At 52.6% G+C, this 24,558-nt stretch carries 18 protein-coding genes; 11 read left to right on the forward strand and 7 right to left on the reverse strand.

The window, feature by feature from the left end:
- Nucleotides 1–102: 102 nt before the first annotated feature.
- The 6 genes from B9N72_RS09790 to B9N72_RS09815 all read right to left on the reverse strand — a co-directional run bounded on the left by B9N72_RS09790 (nt 103) and on the right by B9N72_RS09815 (nt 6,737).
- Nucleotides 103–402, reverse strand: a complete 300-nt coding sequence (locus B9N72_RS09790; RefSeq protein WP_085276218.1) for a helix-turn-helix domain-containing protein — start codon at nt 400–402, stop codon at nt 103–105.
- Nucleotides 399–2,333 (reverse strand): TniQ family protein, encoded by a 1,935-nt coding sequence (locus B9N72_RS09795; RefSeq protein WP_085276219.1) that lies wholly within the window; start codon nt 2,331–2,333, stop codon nt 399–401. Before B9N72_RS09795 ends, B9N72_RS09790 begins: the two co-directional genes overlap by 4 nt.
- Entirely contained in the window at nt 2,330–3,259 is a 930-nt protein-coding gene (locus B9N72_RS09800) for a TniB family NTP-binding protein (RefSeq protein WP_085276220.1), read from the reverse strand. Before B9N72_RS09800 ends, B9N72_RS09795 begins: the two co-directional genes overlap by 4 nt.
- Complete coding sequence (locus B9N72_RS09805) at nt 3,256–5,214, reverse strand: Mu transposase C-terminal domain-containing protein (protein ID WP_085276221.1); 1,959 nt, start codon at nt 5,212–5,214, stop codon at nt 3,256–3,258. The genes B9N72_RS09800 and B9N72_RS09805 overlap by 4 nt, the downstream gene beginning before the upstream one ends.
- A complete protein-coding gene (locus tag B9N72_RS09810) occupies nt 5,214–5,861 on the reverse strand; it encodes a TnsA endonuclease N-terminal domain-containing protein (RefSeq protein WP_085276222.1) in 648 nt (215 codons plus the stop codon). The genes B9N72_RS09805 and B9N72_RS09810 overlap by 1 nt, the downstream gene beginning before the upstream one ends.
- A gap of 606 nt (nt 5,862–6,467) precedes the next feature.
- Nucleotides 6,468–6,737, reverse strand: a complete 270-nt coding sequence (locus tag B9N72_RS09815) for a DNA-binding protein (RefSeq protein WP_085276223.1) — start codon at nt 6,735–6,737, stop codon at nt 6,468–6,470.
- A 649-nt stretch (nt 6,738–7,386) separates the two neighbouring features.
- Between B9N72_RS09815 and B9N72_RS09820 the strand changes: the two genes are divergently transcribed.
- The 9 genes from B9N72_RS09820 (at nt 7,387) to B9N72_RS21710 (ending at nt 20,902) form a co-directional block, all read left to right on the forward strand.
- A complete protein-coding gene (locus tag B9N72_RS09820) occupies nt 7,387–8,277 on the forward strand; it encodes a BRCT domain-containing protein (RefSeq protein WP_085276224.1) in 891 nt (296 codons plus the stop codon).
- Nucleotides 8,278–8,833: 556 nt separating this feature from the next.
- Nucleotides 8,834–10,654, forward strand: a complete 1,821-nt coding sequence (locus tag B9N72_RS09825; RefSeq protein ID WP_200810932.1) for an AAA family ATPase — start codon at nt 8,834–8,836, stop codon at nt 10,652–10,654.
- A 22-nt stretch (nt 10,655–10,676) separates the two neighbouring features.
- On the forward strand, nt 10,677–11,300 hold the full coding sequence (locus B9N72_RS09830) for a 4Fe-4S cluster-binding domain-containing protein (protein ID WP_234985943.1): 624 nt from the start codon (nt 10,677–10,679) through the stop codon (nt 11,298–11,300).
- Nucleotides 11,297–17,581 carry an AAA domain-containing protein gene (locus B9N72_RS09835; protein ID WP_085276227.1) on the forward strand — a complete coding sequence of 2,095 codons (6,285 nt, stop codon included), beginning with the start codon at nt 11,297–11,299 and terminating at the stop codon, nt 17,579–17,581. The genes B9N72_RS09830 and B9N72_RS09835 overlap by 4 nt, the downstream gene beginning before the upstream one ends.
- Complete coding sequence (locus tag B9N72_RS09840; RefSeq protein ID WP_085276228.1) at nt 17,578–18,933, forward strand: hypothetical protein; 1,356 nt, start codon at nt 17,578–17,580, stop codon at nt 18,931–18,933. The genes B9N72_RS09835 and B9N72_RS09840 overlap by 4 nt, the downstream gene beginning before the upstream one ends.
- A 132-nt stretch (nt 18,934–19,065) precedes the next feature.
- On the forward strand, nt 19,066–19,896 hold the full coding sequence (locus B9N72_RS09845) for a hypothetical protein (RefSeq protein WP_085276229.1): 831 nt from the start codon (nt 19,066–19,068) through the stop codon (nt 19,894–19,896).
- Between the two features lie 104 nt (nt 19,897–20,000).
- Nucleotides 20,001–20,375 carry a hypothetical protein gene (locus B9N72_RS09850; protein WP_085276230.1) on the forward strand — a complete coding sequence of 125 codons (375 nt, stop codon included), beginning with the start codon at nt 20,001–20,003 and terminating at the stop codon, nt 20,373–20,375.
- Entirely contained in the window at nt 20,375–20,635 is a 261-nt protein-coding gene (locus B9N72_RS09855; protein WP_085276231.1) for a hypothetical protein, read from the forward strand. The genes B9N72_RS09850 and B9N72_RS09855 overlap by 1 nt, the downstream gene beginning before the upstream one ends.
- Before the next feature lie 69 nt (nt 20,636–20,704).
- The gene (locus tag B9N72_RS21710; protein ID WP_407681299.1) at nt 20,705–20,902 is read left to right on the forward strand and encodes an HNH endonuclease; all 198 of its coding nucleotides are present in this window, start codon (nt 20,705–20,707) and stop codon (nt 20,900–20,902) included.
- A gap of 253 nt (nt 20,903–21,155) precedes the next feature.
- Here B9N72_RS21710 and B9N72_RS09865 read toward each other — a convergent pair whose 3' ends face one another.
- The gene (locus tag B9N72_RS09865; protein ID WP_143477795.1) at nt 21,156–22,031 is read right to left on the reverse strand and encodes a hypothetical protein; all 876 of its coding nucleotides are present in this window, start codon (nt 22,029–22,031) and stop codon (nt 21,156–21,158) included.
- Nucleotides 22,032–23,090: 1,059 nt separating this feature from the next.
- Between B9N72_RS09865 and B9N72_RS21715 the strand changes: the two genes are divergently transcribed.
- Both B9N72_RS21715 and B9N72_RS09875 read left to right on the forward strand, forming a co-directional pair.
- The gene (locus B9N72_RS21715; protein WP_407681300.1) at nt 23,091–23,603 is read left to right on the forward strand and encodes a TauD/TfdA family dioxygenase; all 513 of its coding nucleotides are present in this window, start codon (nt 23,091–23,093) and stop codon (nt 23,601–23,603) included.
- The gene (locus B9N72_RS09875; RefSeq protein WP_085276235.1) at nt 23,596–24,534 is read left to right on the forward strand and encodes a hypothetical protein; all 939 of its coding nucleotides are present in this window, start codon (nt 23,596–23,598) and stop codon (nt 24,532–24,534) included. Before B9N72_RS21715 ends, B9N72_RS09875 begins: the two co-directional genes overlap by 8 nt.
- Nucleotides 24,535–24,558 lie beyond the last annotated feature (24 nt).

Here is a 24,558-nt window from a genome sequence, read left to right on the forward strand (position 1 = left end):
CTCGAGCCGATGGTGGATGGCCGCTGGGGCGCTGAGCCGACACCTCTGACTCGGTAACGCCTCCAATTTTCTTTGCCACTGCTGATCCACAGGCTAACCATCCTACTCTATGTGCTCTTGCGTCATATCAGGTGTGGTGTACTCATTTTTCAGCTTCACCCTTTGCTCCATTTTTTGGGGGCGAATTTTTTCGGCCAAAAGAATAAGAAAATCACTTAGTTCCATTTTGAGGCCGGTGCTAATTTTCAACAAACTGTCAAATGTTGGCGATCGCTGGCCAAGCTCTAGCAAGGAAATGTGCGTTCTGCTTATTTCTGATTCAAATCCTAATTCTTCTTGAGTTAGTCGCATCTCTCGTCTGAGTTGTCTAAGTGCCTTTCCAAATATTTGATTATGATTCATTTTCCATGCCTTTCTTTAATTGGCCAGTTTTTGCTTTCAGCAAACATTCTTAGTATGCCAATGGCGCAAGTGTGGAATTGAAAATTTTTACCATTAGGCCCTACATGCGTGACAACCTCTGACAGACACCCGTATTTTGCCTCGTGCCGAATTCTTATCGCGCTAATTCCTGTTGTTTTTGATAGCTCTTTTGTTGTAAGCATGCCCTGGCTGGCGCCGAATTGGTCATCATTTTGCTGTCGTCTTTTCTTTCCTCGGCCTACGCGGCTTTGATAGGTCTCGGCAAGACTTATTTTTTGCAATACATCATCTGTGATGTCTTTTCTCCTGAATGCATAAGTTAATCCACCATCAATGGCCGGTCCGTGTACAGGGAGAATGCCAATCGATATGATTCGATCTGCTATGTTGGTTGGATTGCACATTAATTTCTGAGCAATTTCATGGGTAAATACATATGTCTCTCGAAATTCAGAAAGATCTTTGATGTCAATGCTAGCTTGCCGCTTGGTAAGCGCTTTTGCTGTCAGGAAATTTGCCTTGATCAAACGGTAGACTGCATCGGGGTAAATATCTAAAAATTCTGCTGACTTGCGGATGGATAGTAAGCTCTCGTTTGGATCAATAGTTATGAGAGGCTTACATAACGATAAGCTTGGTAGACCATCGACAGGGTTGAACGCAATGACCCTGGTGTACTGTTCGTCAATGTCCAGTAAGAGATCAAGCCTTCTGGCATAGTCGATTCCATAGTGGTCAAATTGAACGATTTTGCCATTTAGTACCGGCTCGTTAATGTTGGATAGCCGGTGCAAAAGCCTTGCCAAGCTCTTTCCATCAATGACTTCCTGCTTATCGATACGCTTTCGCTGGGCTAATTCATTGTCAGCGGAATAAGTCAGGATTTCTTTTCTGAGTAGCGTCTTGATGATATGTGATGACACGTTCAATGTGGTGGCTACTATCGGCATTGGCAGAGCAGGAATTTCATCTTCTGGCGAGTAGTTGTTCACGACCGGTAAGAGTGACTTGGTGTGCAACCAATAGCTTGCAATTGATGCTAGCTCGGCATCAAAACTGGGCTCCAGCCCAAGACCAATCAACAGACAAGCAACGGCACGCCTTGGTCCGAGTGATGGGTAGGCCATATGTCGCTTTTCAATCTGTTCAATTACGGCATCCTGAAACGGTATGGCTGACTGGAGTTGAGCTTCTGTTATGCCCAGTGTCGCTTGGTGTATCTGTTCATGGCTGCTCACTGCCAACGGGTCGAGATCCAGTAGCTCTCCCTCAAGTGCCAGCAGCACTAGCGTAAGGTACCGCATCAATTGATGTGGCGGCAGGTCGCTTACTGCAATGGATTGCCAGGCAGAATTGACTGGCACTACAGGTGCTTCAGCAAGCGGATAGCCGCATACACACTGCTGCAGTGTTGAATAACGCCAGCTGACATGCCGTTGACAGGATGGACAATGTTCAACAAGGAGAACTTTGTGCCTGGAACAGGCGGATTGTAAGCGCCAGTCCCAACAGGCCTGTTGAATGTAGGTCTCTTTCAAACATAGCGGGCACCAGGCCCGATGCTTGTCTCGAAGCATCTCAAGAGGCCACAACTTTCCCTGATGGCGGAATTTGCGGAATTTCCCGACGCGCACATTGAGTGGCTGCACGATGGTGTCCAAGCGGCTGACCGGAATATTGAGCTCCTCGCCAAGGCGCGGCAGGTCATAAATCCCAAACTGGGGAATGAGCGAAGGCTGCGAAGGGTAGGTGGCATGGGTGCCAAGAAATTCGCGCAATTCTTGCACGTGGCGCAAGCAGTTGAGTTCTGCCACCCTCAGAAGATAGCCCGCCAGGTTTTCCCGGACATCAGGGGCTGGGCGTATCAGCAAGCGGAAGCAATCAGCGGGATCCGTCGATAAGGTGTTCATGCTCGAGCCTCCTTGAGCTGGGTAACCCACTGCTCGATTGCCTCCGCACTTTCACTGAATGGATTGGCGCGAAGCTTACGGTTTTGTGCCAGGTAGCGGTCAAAGCAAAGCACAAGATGCGTTTGTTCAATCCGTGGGCAACCCTGCATCAATGCCATGCGTACAGCTTTCTGAATCAGCGTGGCAAGGGATCGGAAATTACCGCCTGTTGCTAAGTAAAACCTGGCCGGCATGTCTTCATCACACAGTCCACTTGCTTTATCCATGGGGAGGCCTTGTTCGTAGCAGCTGAGTAGCCGTTTAAAATCAGCAGGCTTTTCTATCCAGTTAAAAGCAGAAATTGCCATACGTAGCGGGAACCTACCCGCTAACTGTGGGCTGCATTCCAGTACCGCTGCTGCACTGGGCATGCCAACCAAAATGAAAGGCAATCTTGTTTGATTAATCAGGCTCTTGATTGCATCCGCTACAACTTCAATGCGTCGTACTGTACCGCGTTCTACCAAGTGTTGGAATTCATCCAGGATGATCAGCCTAGTATTGCTGCGTGATAATAATTGAATCAGCCGGGTGTGCTTGTACTCAATGTTTCCACGGTCAGGGTAGGGGGCTTTAAGAAACGATAATATAGCCGTAAAAAATCCTGATATTGTCGCCGGCAATGGTAGTGATGCTAAAAGCACGGGCGTTTCTGTGTGGTCACCGTTGATAACGCGAGGGTGTAGTGAGTAGAAGGTTTCTAGCAGTCTTGATTTTCCCACCCCGGTATCACCCGTGACAAGCATGCACTGCGGCTCGGAATAGTCATCCGATTCCTCAAGACAATTTTCCATCTCGGCTAAAATGGTATTGAAATGTGGGTGCCGAATAAGGATGCGTTTCAGTTGTAGAAGTTTTGCGTGGACGTTGGAATCGGGGGTTTTCATTTACTGTCTCCTTCTAAAAGAAGGCGTTCCAAAGACCATCCAGCCGGGGACGAAGCTTCCCCCCATGCATGGTTTTCAGGTGATTCTGGAGCGCTGATTAGAACATCCCCTTTGGGTGAGCGTCGCGGTGCTTGTTTTTTCTTGCGTTGGGTTTGTTTCAGCCGTTTTTCTGCCTGTAGATGCGTCTGATGGACATCTCGGCGTAACTTGGCTTTTTCTTGCCGAACCTGCTCTGCATCGGGGCCAGTTTGGTCCGTCGTGTCCTGTGCACGAGCTTTGCGTGTTCGCTGGAAATCCAGCCATGACGTGCCTAGCTCAACATCAGTTAGGCACTCCAGTTTGATTAGCGCCTTGTTCAGCGGGTCATAGATGTATGCTTGGGTGACATCTTCCGGGTCGATGCGCAGCATGACCTTGGGCTTGCCAGGCAGTTTCTGCTGCAGATGGATCAGGTACGGATGGTGATAGAGCAAGCCTTTAATGCCGATTCGACCATTACTGATGGTCTTCTCAAAGGCCAACCCGGTCTCAACTTCGAGACTGAGACTTTGTGGTAACGGGGGGACAGGGTGTTCGTCGACCAAGCGCGTCCAGCACTGCAGCGGGGTTTCGCCCAGTTCGTGATGACGGGTGTTGTGGTAGTCGATCACGACCCAGCGAAAAACCATCTGCCGCAGTTCGTGCAGCGTCAGGCTGGCGAGCTTTTCTGACGGGTAGTCGCCGCGTTCAACTGGATTTGACCAGGTAGTACCCGGTAGCTTGTGTATCAGGCGCCGGTTCAACGTTCCGATAAAACGCTCAACCGCGCCTTTGTACCAAGGTTTACCTGGTGGGCAGTACTGCATATCCGCGTGGAGGTCGGCACAAAACTGCTTGTGAACATTGCTGTGAAATTCTGGACCATTGTCCATGCAGATCAGACGGAATTGGCCTTCGACCGGCCAGGTGAAGCCTTGGCATTCAAGGATATCGTCGAGGATGGCCTGCTTGCTGGTGACGGCTTGTCGCAAGCACATCAAGACGGCAATCGACGATGGCGGTTCGAGGTCGATATAAATGCCAACTACCATCCGTGAGCGGCGATCAATGGCGACTGTTACAGTAGGCCTACCAAGTGGTTCCCTGGTAATTGGGTGAACAATGATGATGTCGAGCCGGGTGTGGTCGATCTCGATACGCTCCAGGGCAAACAGTGCGACAGGTCCTCGATCCCGGGAGCGGAAGTAGCGTCGGGCGTGTTTTTCCCCCATCCGCCTCACCATGACGATAAATGGATCGAGGAGTCGCTTGATCAGCTTACAAAAACCACTGTAGCTGACTGCCCGTAGCCACTCTTCTTTGGGGCGTTGATGATTAGCTTCGATTACCCGGTCACACAACTCGGCATGCGCATCTATCCGGCTATTGCGTGCACGGCTCAGGTAATAGGTATCGATGGTTTCGTAGAAAAGTTCGATCACCTCAACGTCAATCTGTCCTTTACGACGCCCACAGTTAGCGGTCCTGGGCGCAAGGGCAAGTGGATCTGCGTTGTTATCAAGAAAGCTTCGGCACCAACGGTAGATTGTGATGCTGCTGGGGGGCTTGGCATCGCGAAGTTGCTTTGCCACCTCGGCAATTACAGGCAAAGTCTCCTGCTCTCGTGAGTAGTGCTCAGTTTGCGCAAGGACTGCGCGAACATAGGCCAAGCTCCTTTGAAGTCTCGGGCGATGGTTGGCTGGCAAGGCGGAAGGTATTGGCGGTAGGCCATCCTCGCGGAACAGAACATCTTGGTCAGTAATGACCTTGAGCTGGCCCTGCTGAGAATAGACGTCAACTTCATCCATCGTGAGATACGTGATGGATGAAGTGCGCTCGTTGAGTAATGAAACTTGCCGCTCCGCCTGGATGTGCAGGACTCGGTAGTGTGTGCTGTGGAGGGCTACCGAAAACCCTTCTCTGAGATCAAGAGCCATCACCACGCTCCTTTCGCCGGCCAGACTACTAGGGACCGGCTAACCACGCGGTGTTCATCGTAGACGAGCCAACCTCGCCACATCAGGTAATACAGCTTTGCGAGATCAGTCTTATGCCAGCCAAACTGTTCCAATAACCACTGCAGGCAGAATGTCTTGCCGTCGTCGAAAGCGTAATGGATTCGATCTCGATCCTGCCGCGAGACGAACATGTCTGCGTAATGCTTCAGGAAATTGAGATTGTTCAAGACAGGCTGCCGGCGAATTTCGTACTCGTCTTTGACTACATACTCGTATCCGTACATTGCCAAGGCTTGTCGGATGCAATCGCTTTGTTGTCGAAACAAGTCTGAACTAGCCACATCATGAGGCTTGACCTCGTAGAGAGTGGGCAAGCGGTGGGGGTCATACCAGCACGCTTTGAAATCCGGTGTGTAACGGTGCCACTTGCCTTGAAAACAGTAATCGAAGGTTTCTGGCTGGCCGTAGATCTCGCGTATGGCCAGGTTTGACTCAAGATGCAAAAGCCAGTCTCGTTCCAACGTACTTTCCCACGGTATCAGCCCTGCCATTTTGAAGCTGTAGGACATGCCAATGACCTTGGAGCTGTTGACGTTGTGAATCTTGCGTATGGAGGGGATCAGCATGATGGATCACCCCCTTGAGTCGATGAGGGAGGGGCTGATCGAAAGTGAGGGGCCATTAGCCTGGCTAACAGTAGCTGTGTTTCCAGCCAGGCTTCCAAGTGGCATGCAGCCATAAAAGAGCGGAATGACATCCGCAGTGGTTGGAGTCTGGGAGCGTGATAGAGGTCAAGACCGACTCTCTTGATCAGCGACAGTGCCAGGTGTGGCCGGGGCCGGGAGATTGGTGGATGTAGCCGGTCCAACAATTTAGCCAAGTCATGTTTGCGTACTCGCGAGCAACAAGGCTTGGGTACAGAAGGGCGGCGCCCGGGGGCGAGCAAGTTCGCCGCGCATAATGGCAGATGGTATTTCATGGCTTTTCCTTTGCAACTTTCCACCGGATGAGCATCCAGTTTTGCCAGGGCGAGCGGGGACAGCCTCGGGCGAAATTGCCCTTGACTGTCCCTATCGGAAAAGCCAGAATGAAAGTGACTGGCCCACAAACCTAGTCACTCCACAAAGCCCTCTGGTTCGGGAAAACCATGAGGGCTTTACTTTTCCGTGCTCGCGAAGTTAATCAACGTGCACAAATTTGCATATTCGCCTCCTCTCAAGTCGATAGAGTAGTTAATCGCCGACGCTTGCTAGATCAGCAGCTTTTTGGTCAACCATAAGCCTCCGCGTCAGTGCCTCGGAATCGTCGCCAAGGCGGCCTTCTTTCAGTCCCAGCTTAACGGCAATCTCATGGCTTATGCCCCGGCAGCACTGCTTGTCACCCTTCAATACCTGGTATACCGAGGCGACAGGGTATCCATAGGCTTTGGCCCAAGCGGTAATGGATAGACCGCTTGCTTTGAACTCGGCTCGAACTTGATCAGGGGTCTTGCAGTCGCTCATAGTGATCATCTCCACTCGAGGTCCATTGCTCGGTAAATTACATAAAAGCTCATGAACACTGATATATCAAGGGTCCTGGCTGAAAAAGTCAAAAAATCTCACATCTGCTCCGGCCACCCTACATTTAATGCAAAGAAGGGCAAATGCAACAAGCTAGGTAAATCAGTAGCCTTGCATACCCCGCTGAGAAGGGCTGTGCGAAAATTTAGCTGGCTAAACAGTTTGGATTGCTATTTGCTGGGCGTGTGGTTGCGCGAGGTATTGCGTAGGAGTTTTGCAATGGTTATCGGGGAGAGTCATCCAATTCGAGAATTTTCGAGAAATTTTCTATAAATTGATTTATCAGATTTTTAATGACGTACGGATTGCATTACGAGTGTATGGGCATGTTTGGCGCTCCCGCTGTGATGTGCTTGTCCCGTATGCCACCGGCAGGTAGAGATGAGCGGGGCATCCTTACTTGCATATTCAGAACACTCTGCCTGCCCCCTAGTGCTGTGTCTTGCCCTGGTCCCAGGGGAAGGCCATGACCGCTGTTGCTTACGTTCGCGCCGCAGGCGGCCGGTAGCAGTGCAAGCATAGTGACAACATCATTTCAATGGCGCATGCTAACGATATATTCAAACGTCACACCAAGTGCGAGAACGCCATGCTCCAGGATCACAAGCCTTACCTTCATTTCACTGGGCGATCACAACTAGATAAGTCAATCAACTCCCTTATCGGCATCGTGGAAGGGATCGCTATCGACCAGGAAATCAACGAGCGAGAAGTCTGTTTCTTGCAAGACTGGGTGAGAGAGCACCAAGAGTTGCAGAATCGCCATCCCTATAGCGAACTGATGCCCGTCGTCCATGCTGCTTTAGCGGATGGTGTTCTGACCGAAGAGGAGCGTGACGACATCCTTTGGCTGTGCCAACAACTGACCTCAACAGGGTATTACGATCAAGTCACAGCCGATCTACAGCGCCTGCATGCTTTGCTGGGCGCTATTCTGGCGGACGGTGTGGTTACCGAGGCAGAGTTGCAGGGCTTGTCCTCCTGGCTGGCGGATCATGAGCACCTGAAAACGTGTTGGCCATACGATGAAGTTGATAGCCTGGTTGTGTCGGTAATGGCAGATAAGAAAATTGATGCCGAGGAGCAGGCCACTCTGCGTAGCTTCTTTTCTGAGTTCATCAGTTTCTTGGATAACACGACCATCGTCAGTCCCGTGATAGCGGAGCAGGGGGGCGTCACAGGCCTGTGTGCGGTGTGCCCGGAGATTGCCTTTGAAGGGGCAAGATTCTGCTTTACTGGCGCATCCAGCCGCTACAAGCGCACAGAAATTGCTGAAATTGTACAAAAACTTGGCGGCGAGATGGCAAGTGATGTCTCAGCCAAAGTGGACTATCTGGTGATTGGTGCCGAAGGTAACCCCTGTTGGGCCTACGCATGCTATGGCCGAAAAGTGGAGAAGGCAGTGAAGCTGCGCAAAGAAGGCAAGCGAATCCAAATCGTGCATGAGCATGATTTTCATGATGCAGTATCTGATGCCTAAGACGTACCAAGCAAACCTAGAATATGAAGTAAACATCGCAAGGGTTCTTGAGTAAAGAGGAAAAGGGCAGCCTCTTCACCATGGGAATTCCTGTGGCACTCACAACGTTTGGCGGCCTTATCTCTGGTGGTGTCGATCCATTTGGCATTAATGCAATGTCACAATAACTTGCAATAGGAGCCATCGCGCATACGAGTAATTCAAGAAGGCGAAGGCTGCCGCTGAAAATCCGTATGGGGCTGCCTACTTAGCCTCGCTTGAGAAGCAGTTCGCTGGAACCGGTACGTTCCCCGCATTCGGCAGGTACCTTGAAGAGTTCATCAACGACTAAGATGCCTAATCTTTCGCCCCAGGGGGCACCGGCAAGCTGTGCTTCCCGGTGCCCTCCGCCTTTCTGGCTCAGGCGGCTCCTGATCAGCAAGTCACACAATTAGATGGTATCAGTATGTAGGTGGCTTAACGGGTACGTCATATTCATCTAGAATGCCTTCATCTAGGTTCAGTCGGCACAAGAGGTCCACATATGGGCGGCCGACTCGAGTAGGGAAGGGAAGGCGTGTCATCTTACGAACAGCCGCGTTGGTTGCGCGATCTACAGCGATTCCTGCCACTCAAAAGTCAATTTGCTTTATCGGGTAATGTTCGTGACCTGCAGGCAAATGAAGTGGCGACTGGAATGGTGGTGCCACAACCGCTCAATGATGTGCTTGCTCACACTCTTCGCGGAGTAGGCTATGAAGAAGTCGTTCTCTACGATCCGATCGGGGGTTTTAGGGCAATCCCGAGTATGGGCGAGGATGCCTCTACTAGTGATAATTTGCTGCGAGAGTTGGGCCTAACCCCTAATAATGGTCAAGCAGCCGCTGCGCTTGATCTATTCTCCGAGACCCTTGAACGCCTCGTGTATAGACAAGGCGAGCCAATAGCTCTCGTCGTAGATTTCGCCTCTCGCCTTACTGTGCGCTCGCCTGACCTCAGTGCAGCCGAGCACCAGATGTTTACACGTGCATTACTCCTGTCCCATCAGGTTCGTAGCCGCCCTGCAGGGTCACAGAGGCGACCATATTTCAATACAGTCATCTGGATCGTCGAAAAAGAGGGTGATTTACCTGACTGGCTACTGGTGAACAACCCTCGGATTCGTTCGATACCGATACCGAAGCCCGATCAGCTTGCCCGACGTGCTCTCGCACCTGCATTACTACGGCCACTTGCCGCCACCGATCTGTTACCCGAGGTTTATCAAAACGCCATCGATATATTTGTTGAAGGCACCGAAGGCATGCTGCTCCTTGATTTGAACGCGATTGCTGTTCTTGCCAAGGTCGAAGGTGTTCCTATTTCGCAGATATCAGACGCGGTTCGACGCTATAAGGTTGGTGTTACTGAAGATCCATGGCGGCGCATAGATCGTAACAAGATTCGTAAAGCTGAGACATTTGTGCATGAGCGGGTGAAAGGACAGCCGCAGGCTGTCACACACATGCTCGACATCGTCAAACGGGCGATGACAGGAGTGGGTAACAACCGTAATGGCAATCGACCGCGTGGTGTAGCCTTCTTTGCGGGACCTACCGGCGTAGGCAAAACTGAACTGGCGAAAACGATTACCCATCTACTCTTCGGGGATGAGGGTGCATACATCCGCTTCGATATGTCTGAATTCAGCGCGGAGCATGCCGACCAACGTCTCATTGGCGCTCCTCCGGGGTATGTAGGCTATGACGCCGGCGGGGAACTCACCAACGCCATTCGTGAAAAGCCGTTCAGCGTGGTGTTGTTCGATGAAATTGAAAAAGCCCATCCACGCATCCTCGACAAGTTTCTGCAGATTCTTGACGATGGGGTGCTCACCTCGGGGCGAGGTGACCGGGTGTATTTCTCGGAAGCCTTGATAATCTTTACGTCCAACCTCGGAATCTACCGTACTGATGGGGTGGGACGGCGAGTGCATAACGTTTCGGCGTCTGATTCCTATGAAACAGTGCAGGCGCAACTGCTTTCCGAAATCTCCCGGCACTTCAAGGAAGAGCTCAACCGACCCGAGATCCTCAACCGAATAGGCGAGAACGTGGTCGTCTTCGATTTCATCCGCGAGGACGTGGCCGAGCAGATTTTTCACCAAATGGTGAATGGGGTGTTTGCCGACCTCCAGTCACAAGGCTATACGATCTCACTCAGCGATGGGGCGAGGCTCACTCTCCATGCACTGTGCCTGAAGGATCTTGCCAACGGTGGGAGGGGCATCCGCAACCAGATTGAAGCACATCTGGTGAAGCCGATTGCGAGAGCACTTTTTGACCAGGACGTTCAACCGGGTACGAACCTGCATGTGAGCGCTCTTGAGGCGGGCACCTTGACCTTGGTGACTGTTTAGGATGGAGATCGCCTTATCACGGATGCACTACCCAGTAACCACTCTAGGGCCTGGGCGGCGCGTTGGGATCTGGTTTCAGGGCTGCTCGATCCGTTGTCCTGGCTGCATCTCGGTCGATACTTGGCGTGCAAAGCCGGCTGAGACCACGGTGGAGCAGCTGGTAAGATCGATCTCGCAGTGGCTTACTGAGTGCGATGGGATAACGATCTCCGGGGGGGAGCCGTTTGATCAGCCTTCAGCGCTGCATGCACTTCTGGTTGCCCTCGCTACTTTCGATAAAGATGTGCTCGTCTTCACCGGCTACAGTGCCGAGTACGCACTGCAGATAATGCATGGTTGGGATGGCGGCCTCATTGACGCGCTAGTCTCTGATCCTTTTGAGCAACATACCTCACAGACCAAACCACTGCGCGGCAGTGACAACCAGCGTCTCAACTTGCTAACTGAACGGGGCGCAGCACGCTTTGCAAGTTTCGAGCGGTTGCTCACGCCTGCAGATCGGCAGCTCGATCTACTTATAGACAATGATGGCACAGCGTGGCTTGCTGGCATTCCGCGACCTGGAGATCTACAGGTGCTACAAGCCTGGCTCTTCGCCGAGGGGCACCGCGCCACCACCACCGAACTCCCCCATACCGCACCATGATCCGTTTCTGTCCGAATTGCCATACCGAGCGCCCGCTTTCTGAACTGTTCTGCGAAGGAGCCGTTGACGGCCACCGCTGCGATTGGAACCTGCTCGAGGTGCCGATGCGTGCGCCGGGTTGGCGTCCAGCGGTGGTGGTAACTGCCGAAAAAGCTACTCCTGCAATACCGGTGGTGCCCGCGCCGGTCGGGTCACCAGCCTGCATGAACGGCCATCCGATGGATGCTGATGACCTGATTTGTCTCACCTGCGGAGCAGATCCAGCTGTTACGGATGCCGCCCTCGCCGCTGCAGAAGACATCCCGGAAGCTCTGGCGGCAGAAACCGTCATCAATGGATGGCGACTTTTACGTCAGGTCAGCGCAAGCACTGGCTTCCGGGACAGGTTCCTCGCGGAAGAGGAGGAGGGTGATCGCCGTGCGGTACTCACGCTCTATCACCATGGCGCAGAACCCGATCCTGAAGTCTACGAGGCAATCCGGCGACTTGCTTTCGATCATGTTCCGGAGATCTACGCGACTGGGCGCTGGAGCGACCGTGCCTACGAAGTGGCTGAGGAACTCACCGGTGGAACACTTGCCGACCTCGGCATTGTTGCCCACGACTCGGTGGCCATCCGTCGTATCGTCTACGAGCTTGGCAAAGCACTCAATGCGTTCAACGAGGTCGGGTTGCGGCACCGTGACCTGCGCCCGAGCACCTTGCTGGTACGCAATCGTGATCCCCTCGACCTCGTTATCGGTGGATTCGGTTCGGCGCGACTATCGGAATTCGATCTAGACATCGTCTCACCGCTAGAGATCACCAGCTACATGGCCCCAGAGGCGATCGCGGGTGGCGTGGCGGCGGCTTCCGATTGGTGGAGCCTCGGCATGATCTTACTCGAGCAGATCACCGGCGGATCCTGCTTCGAAGGGATTAACCAGCATGCCTTCCTAATCCATGTGCTGGCCAACGGCGTGCCCATTCCTGATGGCCTTGCCCCCGAAATTGAACTTCTCCTGCGAGGGCTGCTTGCACGCGACCGGCACCGGCGCTGGCAATGGGTACAGGTTCAGCAGTGGCTCGATGGACAGTCGCCTGAGGCTCCTCCACGCGCAAGCGATATGGCGGCGAGCGCCCAAGGCCCGGCAATCGTGCTCGCTGGCGTTTCTTACCGGACGGCGGCGAGCTACGCGCTCGCCGCCGCAGAGCCCGCGAACTGGGGTGAGGCGCGCGAGCAGTTACTACGCGGTGTGATCACCAGTTGGGCTCAGGAGACAGGGCTATCGGCGCAGACTCTTGCCAGCCTGAGGCAGATCAGTAGCCATGAAGGGCTGGACGAAGGGTTCCGGCTGATGCTCGCGCTCAAGATCCTCAACGCGGACATGCCACTCATTTTCGAGGGGGACATCGTGACGCCGAAGTGGCTGCTCGACCATCCCCTTGAAGGCTATGAGCTCATCAGTGGGGCGGTGCCAGACCTACTGGAGCGTCTTGGTACAGAGCGCTGGTTAACCAGGCTCAAAGCACGTGAAACGGTGGTACGTGCACGTGCGCACAACCTCGGGATCGAACTTGATGAGGACTTGCTGCGAATTAATTTACTTGGCACTTCACGAGCGAAACTCGCTGCTGAGTGGGAAGAGCGACGCCGGTTGTTTCCTGACAGCCACCACCATGGACTTTTAAGCTTGATGGAGCGCCGCACCGTGAGTGAAGAGGATCTGATCGTGGTGCTCAGCGCCACTATCGGCCTTTTCCGCTCGTGTGAGGGGATCGTCGACGAGGCACAGAAGCTTGCTAATGAAGTAGGCGTGCAAACTTTCGAGCGAGAGTTAGTAAGCGAGATGACCCGCTGGCCGCGCGGCGAAGTACTGCAGCTGGTGGCTGAACGTATCGAGGGGTTTGCTCGCTGTGGAGTTGAGACAGTTGACGGCTGGGGCGACCGTTTCCGGCTCGAACGGCGGTTACCGCTTGCACAGGCGCTCGTGCTGGTATCAGTGCCTTCCGAAAACTGGCAGGAGCCACAAAAGCAGCAGTACCTTTCACAGATACTCGGTTTCTTCGAAAAGAAGATCACCACCTCGGTGATGCGCGGGCCGCTGGTGCGGATGACCATCGGTAAGACTACCCCGCGCGTCGACCTGTCGGAGCTCGGCACCCCGCGGCTTGATCCAGCAGCACTGCTCGATCACCTGCTGCTACGAAATGAGCGAGCCTTGGCACTAGATCCAGCGTGGCTCACCAACCCTGCAAGCACGGTCGAGCAACGTCTTCAGAGTCTGCACAGGCAGACTGCGCTCTATAAGCGCGACACTGGCATCGATGGCCTCTATCTTGGTTTCCCTTTCCTGCTGTTACGTGACGCGCGCTCAACCTCCCGTACGCGCATCGCGCCGTTACTTTTATGGCCAGTTCGTATGCACGTAGAGGTGGGGACGCGCGGCGCCGTATCACTTGCCTTTGATAACGACCGCGAAGAGGTGCGTCTCAATCCTGCGCTGGAGGGCTTGGTTGGTGCCGAACAGGCAAAACAGTGGCGTCAAGTGGTGGATGAGCTGCTCGGGCGGTCGGCGTTGCGTGCCGCTGACGTGATTGATGCACTTGGGGCACTCGCAGTACCCCGATTGCGCACCTTGGAGTCATTGCCTGGCGCAAAGACTGAACTCACGCCACAGTCGTCAGCCCTTGTGTCTAGTGCGGTACTGTTTCACCTTACTTTCATAGGTCAGGCGATCGGTGAAGATCTACGTAATCTACAGCAGCTGCGACCGAATGGCACAGGGCTCGAAACCGCACTGAGGCTCAATAACACGACGAATGATGTAGCGAAGCCAGCAATGCCAGTGCGCGAGATCGACCGCTATTTTACCGTGCACAGTGACCCCTCTCAGGAGGAGGCGGTGTTACTCGCACGGGACGTACCCGGACGACTTATCGAGGGGCCGCCTGGTACCGGTAAGAGCCAGACTATCGTCAATATGGTGGGGGATGCAATCGGACGTCGCCGTAGCATGCTCATTGTTTGCCAGAAGCATGCTGCGCTAGAGGTGGTCTACAAGCGTCTGGTGGCCGAAGGCCTCGGCAATCGTATCATCATGGTGAATGATGTGAACCGCGATCGAAACCCAGTAATCCGGGCCGTTCGAGAGCAGATCGAGGAACTGGTGCGACGTTCCCATGATGCTGCGGCACCAATTCGACGAAAGCGTGATGAGATAGCGGCGCGAATTGAGGCTCTTGAAGGGATCCTGGATCGTCACCACGAGGCCCTACACCAAATCGATGAGCATGTTGGGATTAGCTATCGGGCTCTGCTGGGCGAGCTGATCTGTCTTGAGTCACCGACGGGACCGATTGATGTGCCGGCGCTTCGCCCACTTCTGAGTCGCCTCACGACTGGGGCACTTGCAGCGCTTGAAGAGGCGTGCGCGCCACTTGCTCGCTACTGGCTGCCAGCATGCTACGAAGGAAGTGCGCTCTCCATTTTGCAGGCGTTTACTCCTGATCCGGCCACGCTTGCCGACTTCCATGAAGCGTTCGACACATTTCGAATGGCAGAAGTGACTCGTGCCGATGTGCTGCTTACTCAACCAGCGCCTTTCGAGGTCGACGATCCTGCTCCACACCGTGCTTGGCTCACGACCTATGGGGATAAATTCCTTGCTCTGCCTGATGCGACACGTTTGTTGCTCGCCAAATGGTTGCCACTGTTCCGGGAAGCTGCGGGCGAGATGCCCAAGGGACTTGATTACCTCAAGCAGCTCGCGACTTTGCGCGAGACGCTCACTACCTGCAATGAGGCAGATTTCTCAGAGAAACTGTCGGTGGCGGCCAGCGCTCTCGAGCCCGCTGCACTGGACACTCTCTATGCATATACGGTTGAGACCTGCGCGCCACTGCGGTGGATTGACCATCTGAATTTCAAACGGCACTTGCGCCGGCGTCTGGTGAATGTCTTTCTTATCGAGCAGGGCGCGATCCCAGATGCACCTCATGTAGCGCGTCTGAAGCGTGTACTGGAACTTGAAAGGCAGTGGCGTCCGCTGCGTAAGGCACTCGGGGAGTTGCACCAAGCATTGCAACTGCCTGCGATTGCTTCTGATGCGGGGCCGGCGTTGCTTAAGGATGCAACGGCAAGCTATGAGTTATTGCACCAAGTCGCCGAGCTTGCCTCTTTGCTCGCCAAAGCCCCTTGGCCCGACCGGGTGGACGCCGTTGCCAAAAGTGCGACGCACTCAGCCTTCCTCTCTCATTTTGCCGAGTACGATGCGGCATTCGCCCGGCACGCAGCGAGGACGGCGAGCCGTCAAGCACTCGCCCGGCTTGAGGGATGGACCATGCCTGAATGGTTTGTTGGCTGCGACTACGCGATTAATGACAATGAACCCAACCTGGCGAGGATCGCTCCGATCGAGTCGGCACTCCCCACGCTCGCTGCTTACCAGCAATTTCGTGGCCGTGCCGAGCGGCTCTCCGAGCAAGAGCTGGCCGCCTTTGCGGTGCTGCGCGGCAAGGAGGAGCTGCTGCGACTCATCCACCCAACGGAGCTCGAAGGAGAGATGCGCCGCATCCTTAACCGCGAAGCCCGTCTCGGCTGGAAACGAGTCATGGAGCAGGCTTCCCCGGATCTTGAACATGACCGAGAGGATCTTGAGAGCAAGGTAGCTATGCTTGCTCAGCTTGACCGCGAGATGCGTGAGCTTAACCGGCAGCTCCTGCGAGAGGATTATGATCTCGCGCAGATCCGGCCGCTGCGGGAGTGGGAAGACATCACACGGCTCACCGGTCAACGAGCTCGGCGACTGCGTGAATTCATCGATCGAGGCACTAGCCTGGGGCTCATGAAGCTGCGACCAGTCTGGTTGATGAACCCGGATGTGGCAAGCCGTGTACTGCCTCTCAAAGCACAGCTTTTCGATACGGTGATCTATGACGAGGCGTCTCAGATGCCCGTGGAATACGCTCTGCCGTCGCTGTTTCGGGCTGGCGTGTGCGTGGTCAGCGGCGATGAGAAGCAGATGCCGCCAACTGCATTTTTCTCGGGCCGTGTCGAAAGTGATGAAGGTCAGGTCTTCGATGGTGTGGAACCGGACGAAGATGCAAGTGAAGAGGAGCAAGAAGCATTTGATGAAACCTGGAACCGGCGCGAGATCAAGGACTGCCCGGACCTGTTACAGCTCGCGCGCGGGTGTCTGCCCGCTTCCCGTCTTGCAATTCACTACCGATCGGCCTATCGCGAGTTGATTGGCTATTCGAATTCCGCCTTCTATGGCAACCACCTGCACGTACCGGTGCGTCATCCCGAGTCGACCGTGCAGGCGGTGAAACCAATCGAACTGGTCGAAGTGGGAGGCACTTACCACGAGCAGACCAATCTCGATGAAGCCGAACGTGTGGTCGACATTCTCTCCGATATCTGGCGTAAACCACGAGACACATGGCCCTCGGTCGGAGTGGTGACTTTTAACCGCAAGCAGGCGGATCTGATTGAAGAGCGTCTGGAAGCACGGGCTGAACTGGACGAGGCGTTCCGCGAAGCATATCGGTTGGAGTGCGAGCGGGTCGAAGACGGCGAAGATATGGGCGTGTTCGTCAAGAACGTGGAAAACGTACAGGGCGATGAACGCGATGTGATTGTGTTTTCTTCAACCTTCGGCCGCAATCGCCAAGGCTCCTTCCTACGCAGCTTCGGCGTACTCGGCCAGAAAGGCGGTGAGCGCCGCCTCAATGTCGCGGTGACCCGCTCTCGGCAGAAGGTTGTAATGGTCACCTCGATGCCGATCGACGACATCTCCGATTTGCTCTCGACTCATCGCCCACCTGCTACTCCGCGTGACTACCTGCAGGGATACATGGCCTATGCTCGCGCCGTTTCAACAGGGCAACTCGGCCTCTCACGATCGCTGCTACAGCGTTGGACTGTGAGCTGCGACGGTGGCCGCGGGCATACAGCTGAGAGGGTAGGCGACGGTTTTACCGAAGCGGTTTCAGCATATGTCCGTTCACTCGGCTTTACCGTGAGCGAGAGCGTTGAGAATGATGTGTTTGGCCTCGATTTTGCGGTGGAGCATCCACAGACGGGGTTGTTTGCGATCGGCATTGAGTGCGATGCGCCGCGCCATGACCTGCTCGGCCGTGCCCGGGCCCGGGAGGTGTGGCGCCCTAACGTACTGCGCCGCGCTGTGCCCATGATTCACCGTGTTTCCTCGCAGGCATGGTATGGCAGTGGTGATGCGGAGCGCTTGCGCCTGCTGCAGGCGATCGAAAAGGCATTACAGATGGAGGTTGTCCAATGAGTGGCCCGAAGGTTGTTCGTATCGTCACGCGGGAAGAACGCATCGCCATAGGCCAGCGACAACTAGCGGAACTTGACCGCTGTATCGAGGCATGGCAACGGGCGGTAGCAATGGCAGGCGTTGAGGTAGGCGCAACGATTGCGAAAACCACTGCACACCGGACCAAGTTCCAGACGTTGCTAGCCGACGACAAGTTTATGGAGCTGGGGCAACAAGTAGCGAGCGAAGTGGCATATCTGAAGTCCGAGACCGAGCGCTTGCAAGAGGTGGCAATCCAAGCCGCCGCCGAGAGAAAGGCCAACCGACTGCGTTTACGAGAAAACGCGGTGGTGCTCATCAAGGCCCTCAAGGAAAAAGGGCGAACCGAGAATGAGCCGCTTCTTGCCCGGCTCGAAGCGGTGCGTAGTGGACAAGGGGAGGTTACCGATATGGAGGTGTGCCTTTCCGAGGCGTTGCGAGCGCTCACCCCAGAGAAAAATGAAGTGATGCTCACCGACGTCCAACGTGCACTTGCAGCGCGGCTCAATGAACCGGGTGAGGTGACAACTTTTGACGCTTGGAAAGCCGCGAATGCGGCACCGCTCGACTCTCGTATCGATCGTATCTACCGACAGTTAGCAGAGCTCGAACTCGCCGGGTTGCTTCCCGCTGCAGCGGTGTTTTCCAAGCGGCTGGAAGCAGTCGAGGAAGTAGTAGATATGCCAACGCGCAACCTGCGGCTCGATAGCCTGGTGCTCGATCTCGCGACGGCGGTGTGCGAGGCTAAGGCAGAGATGATGCTCATTGAGGAGGCTAGGGGGCTTGTAGCAGAACTTTCCGTGCGCGAGGAGGCTATCTGTCAGGAAATGGGCACTCAGCTCGAAGCGGCGCTGGGTGCGCGCGATATAACAGCATTGTCGGACCGGCTAAAAGCAGCAAAAGAAGCGCTTACTGCCGCACACATAGCCGCCGCCGCTGAGGCTCGCAGGCGTGTTCTTCTCGAAGGACTCGCGAAACTTGGATATTCGGTCCACGAAGGCATGGCCGGTGCTTGGGCAGAGAAGGGCCGCATTGTGCTGCAGAAGCCTTCGCTGCCTGGCTATGGGGTTGAAATCGGTGGAAACACTGAAGGCGAGCGACTACAAGTTCGGGCTGTTGCTTTCTCCGCTGATCGGGACACTGCTCGCGACCGTGATGTTGAAACGATCTGGTGCGGGGAGTTTTCTAAACTACAGGAGGATTTAGCAGTAATTGGCGGGGGGCTAGATATCGAGCGGGCTCTCCTTGTGGGTTCAACGCCACTCAAGGTTGTTTCTATGACGGAGGAAAAATATGAACAGAGAAGAGTGGAGCACCACCAATTAAACCGGTGAGCACTTGCAGCCTGATCAGGCTAAATGTCAGTTTCAGCGCACAATCCTGCGCCTCGCACCCTGTCGGTAATATCGATTGATATGCAGACATTCGCGACTATATAAATACTGTTAAATTTTGAGATACATCTCATGAAATACTCAATTTACCTATCCGAAGAGGACAAGAAACAGCTCGAATATGAGGTTGTGTCGCAAGAGTTTCGGGTTCACTTAACCCGCCTTATTGAGCGAAATGAGAATTTCGCCCGGCACTTCTTCATGAATCAGAACTGGCTGATCAATCGCTCCAGAACATTGATCGGCAAAGCTATATACGTTTTGCAGGCCGATGACATGGGTGGGTACGAAGACTGCGAATACGCTTGGCACAATGGCGAATTTGAGCTTTGCTTTCGCCGCCTTGATACCAGCCGTTTAATTGAACTACTCTGTGAGGTAATAGATAGGAAATGGCTTGTCAGGAAAGATATAAACAACCTCCTGGAGCAAGAAGGAGCGTCTTTCCGCTTTGTAAAAGGAGCGGGCACAGAAGTCGAGGTGATTTCGATTGAGAAACTCGAAGAAGATGCTCCTCAGTCAAATGAACATCCAAACATCAGGGTTTTGGTCAATAGAATGGCTTCTGCGCTAGATAATTTAGATTACGCTGGCGTTCTTCATTCTAGTGCATCTATATTCGAAACGCTTGCCAAGGATGTGGTCGGAATTGCAAGCGTACAAGGTCAAACATTGGCAAGTTTCTTTGATCGATACAAAAAAGATTCTCAGCTCCCTGCAGAAATTCAGGCCAAGGTTTTGGAGACATACAAGTCAAGGAATTCAACGCCTTTGGCTGGGCATGGAAGTACGCAGGCACCTTTGATATCAAAAGAGGAAGCGGTTACTTTGTGTGAATTGACAAAAGCTTTTGTCCGAATTGAATACCACCTACTAGCTGATAAGGTAGATGCAAAGAGCTAACAAGCTTAGCCGTTAGGCACCCAAAAACTAGTTCTTTTAGATTGATTTTGCCAGACTTTTGACGTGAGTAATGCATACCGTTATATCTATAGGAGTTAGATTTCTTGAGAGAATACAGATTTAAAATCTTGCAAGAAGGTGATTTCTTGTGCGGCCTCAGCGAGAAAGAAATGATAATCCGTAACGCCAATGGCGATTATCATATTCACAAATTGTGCGGGCTTGATGGAGGTAAGCCAAGTTTCTTTAAGAGTTTCGAGGTTGTGGCGATACACGACATTGAAGATGCATCTGAAAAAGTTACCTTAATTAAATTTGGCGAAGAATATAGAGCCTACAAAATTATCGGAATCCGGGAAGGGTTTCCGACTTTTGACGAGAGCTTCTGCATTGTTGTAAAGCGTGGCATCGGGAAAATTGAGGTTTACGACTCGGAGACTGATCTTACTATTACTCTCCCTGCTATGGAGGGTGAATAATGTCTAAAGAAGAAAAATGGGCTGCAAACATCGCGTTTGTTGGAAGCAAGGAAAAGGTGAAGGAGATTTTAAAAATGATAGAAAAGCTTGAAGAGCAAGGAGAGCTTGAGGACTATACAGGAATTGAGGGGCCATATGACTCTTTGCAATTGATGCTGAAGCGAAGAAATGAGAACCTGGCCCTTGAGGTTGGAGTAAATAACACCCAAGGCCAATTGAATGTCACTGGGGATTCATCGCAAATTGATGCAGATTCATGAGGAGGTGTGATGAACAGGCCGAGTGATCACCGGAAGGCACAAAACCAAAGAAGGATAATTGATTTAAATATGTGCCAGTTATGCGCATCGACAATTGGAGTTCAAGCACACCACATCTTTGAGTATGCAAAAGGAGGTCCTTCAACAATAGAAGGTATGATATGCCTTTGCTTGGATTGCCATCAAAGAATGGTACACAGAGATAGCCAAATACGAATCAAGAAGAGAGAAAATCGGATAACAACATTTGGACGGGGTGGAGGTTGAAATACAGGCCATTTCATTAAATGCCTGCAAGCGGACATAGCTAAGGACATACCAGAGATCGGCGGCTTTCTGACAAGTAGCGGCTAATGTCGCGAGGAATACGCACGGCAGCTTGAATCGATGACTTGAACCCAGCCGCCGCTCAGTCATAGTCGCCGTTAACGAACAGAATCATAATGTCTGCTTGGTGCAAATTACAGACATTCCTTTATGTCAAAGAAAAAAACGCAATTAAGAATGCGAATAATTAAAATTATTGGCGATCTATTTTTATAGCCATGGCCATTTCAGTGTCCGGGATTGAACTGAAATAGTCCTCATATCCGGAGAATTCATCATCTCCTGGAATGGTGCCGCCATTCAAATAAATTGGCGGTCTTTTGAGTCCCATTATAAGTGGATTAAGGCTTTTCTGCTCCGCAAGACGCTGCGCATTACCCCGCAGTGCATTGGAAATGCTTTCAAAATACCCGCCGAACTCATTTGCCATGCTTCTAAGTTTTTTGCAATACCCATCGTACATTAGATCAAAATAGTTATTACGTTCGTTTTTCCAAAAAGGAAGCAATGTAAATATTTCATTGACATCATTGTAATTTGTTAATTTGTGCAAATTCATTACAATAAAATAATATAAAATTTCACGTGGCCATTCACGGTTCAGCCTGATAACATCTCTGTATTTCGCATCTTTATTGAGCTCGAAAGCGCATTTCTCTGCAGATGTTCGTAAAAAGTCATCAGGCATCATTAGGATAAAGGCCGATATCGCAGAAGCCATTCTATAGGCGGTCAACACGTCAGGCTCTCCTTTCTGCAAAGCCACAAAATGTGCCAGTGAATGATACTCTGGTAATTTCGAGTCATATACGAACTTTGAAAACTCTTCAGTCAGGACTCTCTTCTCGACTACCCACGATTCGTCGTTTCTACTCAGCGCAACCCCTTCAATTAGCTCTTGCCATACTGCATTGACCTCTAGCATGCTACCCAAATAAAGAGGAGATTTGCAAAAGTGACGGCGTTCGTTTCCTTTAAAAAAACAAAGTGAGAGATGTTCAATTTGTTCAAAAAATACAGGAATGCTCCTAGTGGAAACTATGCGCCATGGCAGTTCTGGAGTATTCACGGATTTATCCTTGAATACTTCTAGGCTGATGTTTTTCTTAACCTCCCAGATTGCCTTTCTGTCCTTTGAGTTCTTCGCCAGTCTGAAAATATAATTTAAAATGGATAGCCCTCCTGGAGTGCAGTGCATGTCGACCCAGTGCCGAAATTCATGGACAACAGGTCTCAAAAGATCTTTAACAATATCATTTACATCTTCGCAGCGCTTCCATTTCTCCAAAAGCGTTAAAAATGACGATGTATTGATTTGAAGTTGGATTATCTGGTTTAAATGACCATAGTAGGCGACTGAAGATTGGAGGCACGTGAAATCAGGACTTGGAAGTGAGATATTTGAAGGAGTGGGCGCGGAATTAAAAAATGACATAAGAGATTTCGATTAAAAATTAACAAATTCCATATTTTGTGACTACCGGCAGCTTGTGTTTCTCTACGCTTTAGGACATGTAAAAAGTAGAGTGCACGGCAGATTGCAGCGCGAACCGGTCACTTTAATGATGGCTTTACAGGAAGGTACAGCGGTAGTTCCTAGCGATAGTGGACATGCTAGCACATAGACATGTTCGTCTGCTTTAGCAGAACCATTGTGGCGGCCTGCCATGCGTCTGTTCTACCCGGATACCGGGCGTTGACGCTTTGACTGATCGGTCGGAAACAGGGGAGCGCGTGTGCGCATCCCCTGGTACAGAAAGCCGACTCCCGGTGCCAATGACAAAGAAATTGTCTGAATGTGGCCTTGGTCTGACTCCGGGTGGATGGGGTGGGCGAGCTGCGTTTGCCGACCTCTCGCCAGCATCACTTGACGGGTAGTCGGTCGGCCTTAGCAGACATTCATGCCCATGTGCTAGCATGACTATTGCCGGCCACAAGCGGATTAACGCCCTACATCGCAACCCTGGACGCAAGTATGATCACTCTGCCGAAGTTCTTTCTCGCCTTGGCCAAACGCGGTTGGGCACAGCATGTAATTGAGGGCTTGGAGGGTGATGCTGTCGTTAGTGAACTCAACCGCGTTGGAGATCTTCTTGGAACACGTATCAGAGGGCGGACCGCTTCGCTCATGGAGGTTGTTCGTCCTCAAGCCGTAGATGATGCTCATCCGCGATCCTTGAGCGCGCGGTACGGTTTTGGTGCGTTACCGTTCCACGCCGAACTAAGCCACAGACCTCGGCCCTGCCGCTATGTCCTTCTGGGCTGCATAGAACCTGGCCCGCTAAGCACAGCGACGCTGCTGCTCGATTGGAGAGCCCTCGACTTTTCACCCGAGGAGCTTCACCTTCTCGAAAGCGCACCGATCTTTGTTCGAACTGGCCGGCGCTCATTCTACTCAACCATACTGTCTTCCGACCGCTCCTTCCTTCGATATGATCCTGGCTGCATTGAAGCCATTGATATGCGTGGACAAGCAGCCCTGCGACTCGTAGAACAACGGCTGGCTGAAGGTTTACCAGAAGTTCATCATTGGCACAGGGGCGACATTCTGATCATTGATAACTGGCGCGTTCTGCATGGGCGCGGGACGTCGGAACAAGACACTGGTCGGTGCTTAGCAAGGATACTTATCGATGCCTAGCGATGTCTTTATTGCAATAAACAGCGATGCGCTTTATACGATGTCAAAGGTTTACATCGGCCGTGCACTGCTCAGAAAAGGGAGCAGCGATCTTGATGAATATCAGCTCTGGGCTTCGCTCGCGCTGGAACTGCTAGGAAAAGCTGCGCTCGCACATAAGCACCCGAGCCTCGTCGTCGATCCAACCCATTCCCCATCGATGTTTGTCGCAGCCGGCATCAATGTCACGACCGATGTAAAAACCATCACTGCGAAGACCTTATTCGAACGCCTCGCACATCTCGTTCCAAGGTTCGACAAAACCATCCAGAAATTTTGCCTGGAAATTTCAGAACGTCGCAACGCTGAACTTCACTCCGCCGACATCCCATTCCGGGCCATGCGACTCGACGCTTGGGAAGCCCGCTACTGGCATGCCTGCGACACAATTCTTCTCCATATGGGTTCTTCGCTGGAGCAATGGTTAGGTGCTGCGGATGCTAAGGCTCCACGTCATTTGCTCGATGAAGCGGCCAAAGCACTTGATGCAGCAGTGAAGCTACGCGTTGAGGCCGCCAAGGAGCAATTCGAAGCACTGAAGAAGGTCGAGCGTGATCGCCTGATGGCGGAGGCTGAGTTGCGGGAGCCTCAACACCTGGCTGGCCTTTTCAAAGGTAGTTACGATGAAATTTGGAAAGAATGCTGCCCAGCATGTAAATGCCGTGCTTTTATGACTGGCGAACAGACTGGGGAAGACATTAATGAAGAGTGGGACGAAGATGCAATATGGGAAATTGTCGATCGCGAATTTGTTGGCGAAGAGTTTCACTGCCCGACATGCGACCTAACTCTCATGGGAAGCGATGAGATCAATGCAGCGGGTGTGAGCTACATCCACAAAGATCAGCAGGAGCGCGAGATGGAGTACGAGCCAGACTACGGCAATGACTAGACTAGGCAGCGGTGCTGCATGAAA

The sequence above is a fragment of the Pseudogulbenkiania subflava DSM 22618 genome (assembly GCF_900177275.1).
In the GTDB taxonomy this organism is placed as follows: domain Bacteria; phylum Pseudomonadota; class Gammaproteobacteria; order Burkholderiales; family Chromobacteriaceae; genus Pseudogulbenkiania; species Pseudogulbenkiania subflava.

What these genes read in the sequence shown, in the direction of transcription:
- B9N72_RS09805 (WP_085276221.1), bottom strand. Translation starts at nt 5,214, where the DNA reads ATGGCTCTTGATCTCAGAGAAGGGTTTTCGGTAGCCCTCCACAGCACA.
- B9N72_RS09845 (WP_085276229.1), top strand. Translation starts at nt 19,066, where the DNA reads ATGAAATACTCAATTTACCTATCCGAAGAGGACAAGAAACAGCTCGAA.
- B9N72_RS09840 (WP_085276228.1), top strand. Translation starts at nt 17,578, where the DNA reads ATGAGTGGCCCGAAGGTTGTTCGTATCGTCACGCGGGAAGAACGCATC.
- B9N72_RS09835 (WP_085276227.1), top strand. Translation starts at nt 11,297, where the DNA reads ATGATCCGTTTCTGTCCGAATTGCCATACCGAGCGCCCGCTTTCTGAA.
- B9N72_RS21715 (WP_407681300.1), top strand. Translation starts at nt 23,091, where the DNA reads ATGGAGGTTGTTCGTCCTCAAGCCGTAGATGATGCTCATCCGCGATCC.
- B9N72_RS09855 (WP_085276231.1), top strand. Translation starts at nt 20,375, where the DNA reads ATGTCTAAAGAAGAAAAATGGGCTGCAAACATCGCGTTTGTTGGAAGC.
- B9N72_RS09815 (WP_085276223.1), bottom strand. Translation starts at nt 6,737, where the DNA reads ATGAGCGACTGCAAGACCCCTGATCAAGTTCGAGCCGAGTTCAAAGCA.
- B9N72_RS09790 (WP_085276218.1), bottom strand. Translation starts at nt 402, where the DNA reads ATGAATCATAATCAAATATTTGGAAAGGCACTTAGACAACTCAGACGA.
- B9N72_RS21710 (WP_407681299.1), top strand. Translation starts at nt 20,705, where the DNA reads ATGTGCCAGTTATGCGCATCGACAATTGGAGTTCAAGCACACCACATC.
- B9N72_RS09875 (WP_085276235.1), top strand. Translation starts at nt 23,596, where the DNA reads ATGCCTAGCGATGTCTTTATTGCAATAAACAGCGATGCGCTTTATACG.
- B9N72_RS09795 (WP_085276219.1), bottom strand. Translation starts at nt 2,333, where the DNA reads ATGAACACCTTATCGACGGATCCCGCTGATTGCTTCCGCTTGCTGATA.
- B9N72_RS09800 (WP_085276220.1), bottom strand. Translation starts at nt 3,259, where the DNA reads ATGAAAACCCCCGATTCCAACGTCCACGCAAAACTTCTACAACTGAAA.
- B9N72_RS09820 (WP_085276224.1), top strand. Translation starts at nt 7,387, where the DNA reads ATGCTCCAGGATCACAAGCCTTACCTTCATTTCACTGGGCGATCACAA.
- B9N72_RS09830 (WP_234985943.1), top strand. Translation starts at nt 10,677, where the DNA reads ATGCACTACCCAGTAACCACTCTAGGGCCTGGGCGGCGCGTTGGGATC.
- B9N72_RS09810 (WP_085276222.1), bottom strand. Translation starts at nt 5,861, where the DNA reads ATGCTGATCCCCTCCATACGCAAGATTCACAACGTCAACAGCTCCAAG.